This window comes from Methanobrevibacter woesei (genome assembly GCF_003111605.1).
Classification (GTDB): domain Archaea; phylum Methanobacteriota; class Methanobacteria; order Methanobacteriales; family Methanobacteriaceae; genus Methanocatella; species Methanocatella woesei.
The window spans coordinates 264,631-275,833 of sequence record NZ_MZGU01000004.1 but is presented as its reverse complement, the minus strand read 5'-3'; the positions used below and the strand labels follow the sequence as shown (position 1 = coordinate 275,833).

Sequence of the window (11,203 nt, the reverse complement as noted above, 5' to 3'; positions counted from 1 at the left end):
GATTATGAAAAAGTTAAATGTATTCTTAATGGGCGGTACCAAAGAGTCAATTGAAATTATTAAATTTATTAAGAATAATTTCAATTCATACATTTTAACTACTACAACCACAGAATATGGATCTAAATTAGCTATTGATGGTGGAAGTGATGCCACAATAGCTAAACCCCTTCCAAAAGATGAAATAATAAACATCTTAAATGGAAAAACTAATTTTGATATTTTTATTGATGCAACACATCCATTTGCATCCCATGTAACAAATACAGCAATTGAAGTTTCAAAAATTTGTAAAATACCATATATTCGTTTTGAAAGACCTACATCAAACTTTGAAAATATTGATGATTCACGAGTCATTCAAGTAAATTCATTTGATGATGCTGGAAAATTAATAGCTGAAAAATATAATCAATCTTATGTATTACATTTTGCAGGAGCCAATACAATGGAAACTATTTTAAAATATGTTTCTCCAGAATATTTCTATCCAAGAATATTAGAAGTAAAAAGTTCTCTTGAAAAATGTGAAAAATTAGGCGTTATAAAAGATCATATTATTCCAATGAAAGGAACTTCCACTACAGAAGAAAATGAAAGATTAATTGAAAAAACTGATGCATCAGTTATAATAACAAAAGAAAGTGGAGACATAGGTGGAGTAATATCTAAAATAGAAGCAGCTAATTCAAAAAATATTGATGTAGTGCTCATTACAAGACCAATAATAGAATCATTAAATGAAAAGGATGTAGTTAACTCAATTGAAGAATTAAATGAAAGATTAATAAAACTTAATTAATTAATCTTGTTAAATATCTTATTTTTATATTATTAAATCAAAAAAAAGCTATTTCAATATAAAATTTTTTAAAAATAGTAATAAAAGAAAAAATAGATTAAAAATAACGCCGAGACTGGGATTTGAACCCAGGCGGAGAACACTCCACAGGATTTCAAGTCCTGCGCCTTACCAGACTAGACTATCTCGGCATGATATAAAAGACATGAGAAAAAATATTTAGAAGAAATCTAAATATTTTAGTCTTTAAGTTCAATTTCAATACTTACATTATCAGGAACATTAACTTTCATAACTTGTCTCATAGCACGTTCGTCAGCTCCAATTCCGACTAAACGTTTATGAATTCTAAGTTCCCATTTTTCCCAAGAAGCTTTTCCTTCACCATCTGGTGATTTTCTTGTTGGAACTACTAATTTTTTAGTAGGTAATGGGATAGGTCCAGATAAATCAACACCAGTTCTTTCTGCAATCTTTTTAAGTTGATCACATACATAAGCTAATTTTTCTGGGTCTGTTCCTGTAAGCTTAATTCTTGCTTGTTGCATTTTCATCCTCCAACACGAAAAAAAATAACCGAAAAATAATTTAAAAGAATATGGAAAATCCATATTCTAGTTTAACTTAAGAAAAACCTGCTTATTTAGCTGGTTCAATACCAGTACATAAACCAGCAGCAACAGTTTGACCCATATCCCTGATAGCAAATCTACCCATTTGTGGGATAACTTTTGCGTTTTCGATAACCATAGGTTTAGTAGGTTTAATTTTTACGAATGCTGCGTTACCGGTTTTTAAGAAGTCAGGGTTTTCTTCAGCAATTTGACCAGTTGCAGGATCTAATTTTGCAGTTAATTCTAAGAAAGTACATGCAACTTGAGAAGTGTGACAGTGGAATACAGGAGTGTATCCAACGGTGATTACACCAGGGTGTTGTAAAACAACAATTTGTGCATCAAATTCTTTAGCTACAGTAGGAGCATCACTTACGTGACCAGCTACGTCTCCTCTTCTGATATCGTTTTTACCTACACCTCTTACGTTGAATCCGATGTTGTCACCAGGTTCAGCAGTTTCGAATACTTCGTGGTGCATTTCGATAGATTTTACTTCTCCGGAAGCTCCTGCAGGTTCAAATATTACGTTTTCACCTTTTTTCATTACACCAGTTTCTACTCTTCCAACAGGTACAGTTCCTACACCAGTAATGGAGTATACATCTTGGATAGGAATTCTTAATGGTAAGTCAACAGGTTTTTCAGGTGCGTTTAATTCATCTAAAGCTTCCATTAAAGTTGGTCCTTTGTACCAGGAGGTGTTAGAACTTGCTTCTTTAATGTTGTCTCCTTCAAATGCGGAAACAGGGATGAAAGGTACGTCAGCAGGGTTGAATCCTACAGATTTGATTAAAGTAGATACTTCTTCTTTTAATTCGTTGAATTTGTTTTCATCGTAGTCTACTAAGTCAATTTTGTTAATAGCGATGATTAATTGGTTAATACCTAAAGTTTTGGATAAGAATACGTGTTCTTTAGTTTGTGGCATTACACCGTCATCTGCTGCAACTACTAATACACCTGCATCTGCTTGGGAAGCACCAGTGATCATGTTTTTAACGAAGTCTCTGTGTCCAGGACAGTCTACAACAGTGTAGTCGTATTTTTTAGTGGAGAATTTTTGGTGAGCAAGGTCGATGGTTACTCCTCTTTCTCTTTCTTCACCTAATTTATCCATAACAAATCTGAATTTGTTTTCTCCGTCATCTAATTGTTGTTCAGCGATTGCACCAGCTTTTAATAATAAGTGTCCAACTAAAGTGGATTTACCGTGGTCAACGTGTCCAATAAATGCTAAATTAATATGTTCTTTTGCTTTTGCCATTATAATACCTCTTTTTTTAAAAATTGAAAAAACATTATATTAAGCTTAAAGATAGCTTAAATATATCTTGAACTTTCCAATATAAATAGCTAATGTTTTTCCTTATTAAATTGATAATAATTTTATTAAAAAAATAAAATTAAAAATTTAAAAGTTAAATTTTATAAGTTTATCCTAAGTAATGTTCAGGACCATAAGGTTCATCAGATAAACCTTTTCTTTGTCTGATTTCTTTAACAATTTGTTTTTGCATTTCTCTTGGTAATCTTTCGAAACCAGCCATTTCAGTAGACCATAAACATCTACCTTCTGCTGCGGATCTGATGTCACCAGCGAAACCAAACATTTCAGCTACAGGAACTTTAGATTCAATAGTAGCCATATCACCAGTATCTTGGCTCATGTCTACAATTTGACCTCTTCTGTTTTGGATTTCCCTAGTACATGCACCCATGTAATCTTGTGGAGTGCTGATAAATACTTTTTGCATAGGTTCAAGTAATGCAGGGTCAGCAGACATGATAGCTGCATAAATAGCTTTCCTAATAGCAGGTAATACTTGTGCAGGTCCTCTGTGAACTGCGTCTTCGTGAAGTTTTGCATCGTGAAGTTTTAATTTTAATCCCATAGCGATTTCATTTGCTAATGGACCATCTTCAAGTGCAGATTCAAATCCTTCAAGTAAAAGTTCTTTAACTTCATCTAAGTATTGAATACCACGAGTCATGTTAATGAATAAACTTCTGTTGTGAACAGACCAGACTCTTCTAGCTTCTTCTTTATCTAAACCATATTCCATGAAGTCGTTAGCAGCTTCTTTACCTTTAACTCTACCTTCTTTTAAATCTCCTTCTTGTAAAGCTTTGAATAATTCATCTTCTAAAGGTTCAACAGTAATGTAGAATCTGTTGTGTTTGTTTGGAGATTTACCTTCAACTTCTGGAGAGAGTGCAGATACAGTTTCTCTGTATACAACAATAGGTTCAGAAGTTTGGATGTCTACACCTTTTTCTTGGATTCTGTATCCAATAACTTCTAAGTGAAGCTCACCCATACCAGAAACTAAGTGTTCACCAGTTTCTTCGTTGATATCAACTTTAATAGTAGGGTCTTCTTTAGCTACTTGTCTTAATACTTCAATTAATTTAGGTAAGTCTTTAGTGTTTTTAGCTTCAACAGCTACAGTAACTACTGGTTCTGAAATATGTTCTAAACCTTCAAACTCTTTAATTTTGTCTTCAGGAGAACAGATAGTTTCCCCAGCAATTGCACCTTTTGCACCTGCAATGTATACAATGTTACCTGCAGGAACTGCATCAGTGTTAACTCTTTCAGGACCGAAGTAAACACCTACTTGTTGTACTCTAGATTTAGAGTGGGAACCAACTAAGTATACTTCAGTACCTTTTTCAATAGATCCACCGTAAACCCTACCAGTTGCAATTTCACCAGCGTGTTTATCAACAGATACATTTGTAACCATTACAGCTAAAGGTCCGTCAGGGTTAGTAGTAATCATACCGTTACCTGCAGGAGATTCAATATCTCCATCCCATATATTAGGTACCCTGTATTGTTGGGATACTTTAGGGGAAGGTAAGTGTTCTACTACCATACCAAGTAATACATCAGATAAAGGTACTTTTTGAGCTAATTCTTTTTGTTTATCTTCATTACAGTAATCAATAATGTCTTTGAAGTTTACTCCAGTTTCTTGCATGGTTGGAACGTTAATAGCCCAATTGTGGTAAGCTGAACCGAAAGCTACACTACCATCAGTGAAGTCAACAGCCCATTCTTCTTTTTTATCTTCAGGAGCCATATTTTTGATTAATTTGTTAGCTTCCATGTAAATGTTAATGAACCTTTTTTGTAATTCTTCAGGATCTAATTTTAACTCATTAATTAATCTGTCTACTTTGTTAATGAATAAAACAGGTTTAACATTTTCTTTTAAAGCTTGTCTAAGTACAGTTTCAGTTTGAGGCATAATACCTTCAACAGCACAAACTACAACTACTGCACCATCTACAGCTCTCATAGCACGAGTTACGTCTCCACCAAAGTCAACGTGACCTGGAGTATCGATTAAGTTGATTAAATATTCATCGCCTTTGTATTCGTGTACCATTGAAACGTTAGCTGCATCAATAGTAATACCACGAGCTTGTTCTTGCTCATCAAAATCTAAAAACCTTTGATCACCAGCAAGTTCTTCAGAAATCATTCCTGCACCTGCTAAGAGGTTATCAGATAATGTAGTTTTACCGTGGTCAATGTGAGCACAAATACCAATGTTCCTGATAGAATCAGGTTTGTACATTAAATCCTTAATCTTTGAAATCATTTTGTCTCTTCTACTCAAAGAAATCACCTATAAATTAATATAATTAGTGAGCTGCTTTAGCTACTCTTTCTTTTTCTTCTTTTTTCTGTAATGCGAAACTTCTTGAATCTTCTTCAGAAGCAAGAATTAACTCATCAGCTAAACATTCAGCAACAGATTTTCTGTTTTTGAATGAAGATTGTAAAGTTCCTCTAGTTAAGAAACCTAAGGATAAATCCACTCTTCTTTGTGGAGAAATATCAACAGCAACTTGATATCCAATACCACCATATTTAATACGAGTGGTTTCTTCACGAGGAGAAGTATTTTCAACTGCAGTAACTAAAACTTGAACAGGGTTCTTTTTAGTCCTTTGGTTGATAATTTCTAATGCTTCTTTTACAATGTTGTAAGCTTTATTCTTTTTACCAGAATTAATATGAGTCCTCATAATTTTATTCATTAATCTTTCAATGATAGATACTTTAGATTTTGCAAATTGTCTTTTTACGTGTCTACCTGAAGTATGAGGAACAAGTGTTTCATCTAAGCAGATGTATTTTACTAAACCTAAATCGTCAACTTTGACTTCATTAAGTTCCCATTTATCAAATAATTTACTCATAAAAATTACCATCCTTATCTTACAGGTTTTTCTATTTTTCCACTTACCATCTCAGCTAAAGCAACATTATTTACTTTAGATACTTTCCAACGAACTCCAGGAATATCTCCCATAGACCTACCAGATGGTCCTCCAATTCCTTCAATCATTACTTCGTCGTGTTCATCAATAAAACCGATAGCACCATCACCTGGAGCAAATGCAGTTAATTGTTTACCATTTTTAATTAATTGAACACGAACACATTTACGGATCGCGGAGTTAGGCTGTTTAGCTTCGATTCCTACTTTTTCGATTACAATTCCTCTAGCTTGAGGAGCTCCTTCAAGAGGGTCTGCTTTAACATCTAATCTTAAAGCTTTCCTTTTGTAATCCACGTCTTTCCACTTAAAATTTTGTCTATTTTTTTTAAGTTTTTTTGCAGCAAAAAGTCCTGGCATAATTTTTCCTCTAATCTTTTTGATAAATTAATTATATTAATCAGACTAACAATAATAAATGAATCCACCGCTGCGATTTATATTATTTGCTTGATTAATTCAAATAATACAATCAAAATCCATAATTATAACTAGACTGTGTTGTAAGTTAATATACTAGCTAAAATCAGCTAATATTAAATAAATAGATAAATATTCTTTATCTAAATGAAAGATACATAAAAAAAGATATAATAAAGAACCATAACAAAAACGCACACAGTTACAGACTTTGTTAAAAATAAATTTAACGATATCTTTTATTAAAATATCTTGTATTAAATTATCTATTTAAACACATATAAAGGTATGTTTTTTTAGATAATTTTTAATGAAAAAAATAAAAATAATATAAAAATAAAGTTCGCATAAACTGAAAATTAATTAAAATAAATGAATATAAAAGTGTCTAAAAATAAGTAATATGTAAAATAGCTGAAAAATAGCTATTTTAAAATAATATTACTTATATTGTGTTGTCTTTTAGCTAATAATTTAGCTCTTTCAATGTTAATCCCATTCTTTCCAATAGCAATACGTTTATTTGTATTATCTGCTGTGACAGTAGCTATTTTTTCTCCGGATTCTCTTTGGAGAACTTTAATTGATTGTAATTCAGCAGGAGATAAAATATTTTTAATAAATTGAATTGGATCATCAGACAACTCAATAATCTCAACTCCTTTATCAACTGCTCTTTGAACTTTTGATACGGTACTACCTTTTTTACCAATAGCTAAACCCATATCACCATTTTTAACAACAAAGGTAACTTTACCATTTTCATCGTCAATAATACAATCTTTAACCATTGCCCCTGTCATATTTTCGAAAAGAGCTATGTATCTAATTTCATTTGCAGTGAATTTAATAGACACTTAAATCTACCTCAAATCTTCTAATATAGTAGAATCTCCTGGATCGTTTATGATTAATGTAGCAACGGTAAATGGTTTACCACAGACAGAACCTAAATCTACACTAGAACCTTCGTAGGTGTAGGAAGGGATTTCTGAGAGTTTTGCATAATATTCAACATCTTCAACAATATCTTTAGGACTATTAGCAGCAACAATAACAAGTTGGCCTTTTCCTAATTTTAAAGATTGAATTGATTTTTCAGAGCCTAAAGTCACATCTCCTGTGTCTACAGCTACTCTGATACCTCTATCTACGTCCATCATCTAGCCTCCTATTTATTTTTTATTTGCCATTTTGACACCGACTGAACCGGTACCAAGAGGTATTGGTTGTCCAATAATAATATTTTCGATGATACCTGTTAAATGATCTACTTCACCGCGAATACTTGCGTTAAGTAAATGTTTACCAGTTTCTTCAAAAGCTGCACGAGCTAGAACACTTGATTTTTCACCACTAATACCATGTCTTCCAATAGATTTTACAACACCTTCAGAAGTCATTGTATCTGCAACAAGCATGATATGTCTATCATCAACACTAAGACCTTGTCCTTCGAGAGTATTTTTAATCTCATTAATGATAGATTTACGTGCTGCTTCAATTCCTAAAACTTGTTCAATTTCATGAATATCGTTAGTGGTTGTTCTAACTTTGTCTATACCATCAATTTCAAGAACATCTCCAAGATTTGAACCCTCTGTATGGATAATCCATTCATCTTCTTTACGGATAATAACTTTACCAATTCTTTTGATACCACTAATCTGTAAATCACGAACTTTGTCTGCTAAAAGACGGAGTTCACGAATAGATGGTTTAGTAGGTTCAACAGTAAGTTGATAATCCTTGATGACAGATTTTTTAAATGCTTTTTCAATTTTTTGAACAATTGTATCATAATCTAATCTTTTATCTTTGATTTTATTTTCATCTAAAGTTGCCTCAACTTTCATTTCAGCATAGTTTAAGTAAAATTCAGAGATAATGTCATTAAGATTACTTTTACCGATGTGATTTGCTAATGTTTTAACAAATTCTTCATCTTGATTTTTACCTTCTTCAAAGTAAATATCCATAGTTGGAGTAGAAATCTTTTTCCTAGCATCCACAATCTCAATAAGCCTTGGTAAACCAAGGGTAACGTTTAATTCTGCTACCCCTGCATAGTGAAAAGTACGCATAGTCATCTGAGTACCTGGTTCACCAACAGATTGTGCAGCTACTGTTCCAACAGCCTCTCCAGCTTCTACATGAGCTCGGTCATAGGCTGCTTTTACTTTATAGATTAATTCTTCTAACTCATCATCAGATAAATCTCTGCGAACATAAGCAGAAGCTAAATCTTTAACATAACTATCTGGAAATTCGATATCTGCTTTCTTGAGAGCTTCTTGAACTATAGCAATTGTTTCATCCATGTTACAACCCCCTTATTTTATCCTCATTTCGTCAATAATTTTATCTAAATCAGCTGCTTTACCAAAGTCACTTTTAGCAGGATCTACTCCATCTTCACCAAACATGGTTTGAATAACTTTACCTTGATTATCTGTAACAAGTCCAGATGGTTTAACTTGTAAATCTTGAAGTGCATTTACGAGTCTTCTTTGCATATATCCAGATTGTGCAGTACGAATAGCTGTATCTACAAGTCCTTCTCTTCCCCCCATAGCGTGGAAGAAGAATTCAATAGGATCTAATCCTCTTTTATAACTGGAATGAACAAAACCTTTTGCTTTTGCCCCTAATTCCTCTTTTCTAAAGTGAGGTAAGGTCCTATCAATGTAACCCCTATGGATACGGCCACCACGAACAGATTGTTGTCCTACACAAGCAGTAATCTGAGTAAGGTTTAACATAGATGCCCTTGCACCAGTACGAGCCATAATTACAGAGTAGTTTGGAAGCACACCTTTCATATGGAGATAATCTTCTGCAATATCCCCTGATTTATCCCTTGCTTCCCCTAACACTTGCATGATTTTCATCTCTAAAGTTTCTTTAAGACTTCTACCAGGCAATGCTTCAAGAATTCCTTCATCATAAGCTGCAACTAATTTATCTACTTCAGCTTCAGCATTAGATAAATGAACAGCAATTCTTTCTTGAGCTTCATCAGGAATTTCTTCATCATTAGTACTTGTAGTAATTCCAGTTTTCATAATTCCACAAATAGCTAAGTCAGTGGATCTGTCAAGGAATTCTTTAGCTCTACTAGCACCATATTCTTTCATTATTTTATCTAAGATTTTACCTGAGAAAGAACCGTATGCTTTTTCATCAATAGCACCATGTAAAAGACAACCATTATGAATAATTACATAAGCATCATATTCACATTCTTCTGCCATACAGTTATCACAGTTTCTACAGATTTCAGCTTTATAATTAAGATTTAAGTCATTAGGTAATAATAAACTGAATAATTCTTTACCAGTCCATTCATCACCTTTTTTCTTATAATCTTCATTAATAAAGATTTCAACAGTTTTTTGTGTTTTAGGATCTTCCTCTTTAGATAAAATCCAATCAGAACCCATTCCTTTAACTTTAGCAGAACTTGCTTTAACAAATTCAGGTATAGGTAAATGTGATTTACGGATAATTTGGAATGCTTGTTCTTCTGTAAAAGTGGAACCAGTTCTGGTTAACATATATGCTCCTGAAATGTGGTCGTGAATTGCACCAATAATTGGTCCACCGAAACGAGGAGATAAAATGTGTTCTTGTACACGCATTAAAGATTTAGCTTCTGCTCTAGATTCATCTGTTTGGAAAACGTGCATGTTCATTTCGTCTCCATCGAAATCCGCATTGTAAGGAGGACATACACAAAGGTTAAGTCTGAAAGTTTTGTAAGGTAAAACTCTGACTTCGTGAGCCATCATAGACATTCTGTGAAGTGAAGGTTGACGGTTAAAGAGAACCATATCCCCATCTTTAAGATGTCTTTCAACAATGAAACCAGGTTCTAATTTTTCAAGAATTAATTCTTTAGTTTCATCAGCAACTCTCATCCTTCTACCATCGGTTCTAATAACATAATTAGCACCAGGGTGAACATTAGGACCATTTTCAATGTGTTTTCTCATTTCATCAATGTTCCATTCATTTACATAAGAAGGTACAGTAACTTCTTTTGCAATCATTTCAGGAACACCAACTTCATTAATACTAATGTTTGGATCTGGTGAAATTACAGTACGAGCAGAGAAGTTAACACGTTTACCAGAAAGGTTACTTCTAAACCTACCTTCTTTTCCTTTAAGCCTTTGAGCTAAGGTTTTAAGAGGTCTTCCAGATCTATGTCTTGCTGGAGGAACACCAGAAGCCTCATTATCAAAGTAAGTGGTTACGTGATATTGTAATAATTCCCATAAATCTTCAACGATTAATTGTGGAGCTCCTGCTTCCATATTTTCAATTAATCTTTGATTAATTCTTAAAATATCTACAAGTTTATGTGTTAAATCATCTTCAGATCTTTCACCAGTATCTAAAGTAATGGAAGGTCTTACAGTTACAGGAGGAACAGGTAACACAGTTAAGACTAACCATTCAGGTCTTGCAACTTCAGGATTTACACCTAAAACAAAAGCATCCTCATCAGTGATTCTTTCAAGTCTTTCCCTAACTTCACTAGCTGTTAATTTGTAGTCACCTTGAACAATAGAAATAGGTTTATCTAATCTAATTTCCTCTTGTTCTTCACCACAATGAGGACATTGTTCTCTACGAGCAACTTCATAAATTTCTTTTAATAAAATGTTTAAACTTTCACCATTTTCTTGTGCTTCTTCAATTTTACGAGTGTACTCAAAAATTTCAGAATCTGTTAAAAGTGCACGACCACAATCATTACAAGTTGAACGTAAAATTTTGTGAATTACATCACCAAAACCAACATGGATAACAGGTCTTGCAAGCTCAATACTACCAAAGTGTCCTTGACATTCTCCTCCACGGTAACCACAAGTCCTACATTTTAAACTTGGGTCAATAACACCAAGATGAGGATCCATTAAACCGTTTTCAATTGGATATCCATCTTCATCGTAGGTATCTGGAGTTTCAATTTTGACAACAGACATTTCACGAATATCTTCAGGAGACATAAGTCCGAAATTAATTTGTTCAATTTTTTTAATAAAACCCTTCAAAAGATT

Annotated in this window: 10 protein-coding genes and 1 tRNA gene; 1 reads left to right on the top strand and 10 read right to left on the bottom strand. The window is 33.2% G+C overall.

Features of this window, described 5'->3' with window-relative positions; all coding sequences use genetic code 11:
- Nucleotides 1-4 precede the first annotated feature (4 nt).
- Nucleotides 5-802, top strand: a complete 798-nt coding sequence (gene cobK / locus MBBWO_RS03890; RefSeq protein WP_116669568.1) for a precorrin-6A reductase — start codon at nucleotides 5-7, stop codon at nucleotides 800-802.
- Nucleotides 803-909: 107 nt separating this feature from the next.
- On the opposite strand, the gene MBBWO_RS03885 is transcribed toward cobK, so the two are convergent.
- The 10 genes from MBBWO_RS03885 to MBBWO_RS03840 form a co-directional block, all read right to left on the bottom strand.
- Nucleotides 910-993, bottom strand: a tRNA-Ser gene (locus MBBWO_RS03885).
- Between the two features lie 48 nt (nucleotides 994-1,041).
- The gene (gene rpsJ, locus MBBWO_RS03880; protein ID WP_116669567.1) at nucleotides 1,042-1,350 is read right to left on the bottom strand and encodes a 30S ribosomal protein S10; all 309 of its coding nucleotides are present in this window, start codon (nucleotides 1,348-1,350) and stop codon (nucleotides 1,042-1,044) included.
- 91 nt (nucleotides 1,351-1,441) lie between these two features.
- Complete coding sequence (gene tuf, locus MBBWO_RS03875; RefSeq protein ID WP_116669566.1) at nucleotides 1,442-2,683, bottom strand: translation elongation factor EF-1 subunit alpha; 1,242 nt, start codon at nucleotides 2,681-2,683, stop codon at nucleotides 1,442-1,444.
- A 169-nt stretch (nucleotides 2,684-2,852) separates the two neighbouring features.
- Nucleotides 2,853-5,048: an elongation factor EF-2 gene (locus MBBWO_RS03870; protein WP_116669565.1), complete on the bottom strand. Its 2,196-nt coding sequence runs from the start codon at nucleotides 5,046-5,048 to the stop codon at nucleotides 2,853-2,855.
- A 25-nt stretch (nucleotides 5,049-5,073) separates the two neighbouring features.
- A complete protein-coding gene (locus tag MBBWO_RS03865) occupies nucleotides 5,074-5,634 on the bottom strand; it encodes a 30S ribosomal protein S7 (RefSeq protein ID WP_116669564.1) in 561 nt (186 codons plus the stop codon).
- 14 nt (nucleotides 5,635-5,648) lie between these two features.
- Nucleotides 5,649-6,074, bottom strand: coding sequence for a 30S ribosomal protein S12 (locus tag MBBWO_RS03860; RefSeq protein ID WP_116669563.1), 426 nt, complete (start codon nucleotides 6,072-6,074; stop codon nucleotides 5,649-5,651).
- Between the two features lie 485 nt (nucleotides 6,075-6,559).
- Nucleotides 6,560-6,991, bottom strand: coding sequence for a NusA-like transcription termination signal-binding factor (locus MBBWO_RS03855; RefSeq protein ID WP_116669562.1), 432 nt, complete (start codon nucleotides 6,989-6,991; stop codon nucleotides 6,560-6,562).
- Nucleotides 6,992-6,997: 6 nt separating this feature from the next.
- Nucleotides 6,998-7,297, bottom strand: a complete 300-nt coding sequence (locus tag MBBWO_RS03850; protein ID WP_207771575.1) for a 50S ribosomal protein L30e — start codon at nucleotides 7,295-7,297, stop codon at nucleotides 6,998-7,000.
- A 12-nt stretch (nucleotides 7,298-7,309) separates the two neighbouring features.
- Nucleotides 7,310-8,455 carry a DNA-directed RNA polymerase subunit A'' gene (rpoA2, locus tag MBBWO_RS03845; protein WP_116669561.1) on the bottom strand — a complete coding sequence of 382 codons (1,146 nt, stop codon included), beginning with the start codon at nucleotides 8,453-8,455 and terminating at the stop codon, nucleotides 7,310-7,312.
- A 12-nt stretch (nucleotides 8,456-8,467) separates the two neighbouring features.
- A complete protein-coding gene (locus MBBWO_RS03840) occupies nucleotides 8,468-11,197 on the bottom strand; it encodes a DNA-directed RNA polymerase subunit A' (protein ID WP_116669560.1) in 2,730 nt (909 codons plus the stop codon).
- Between the last annotated feature and the right edge of the window lie 6 nt (nucleotides 11,198-11,203).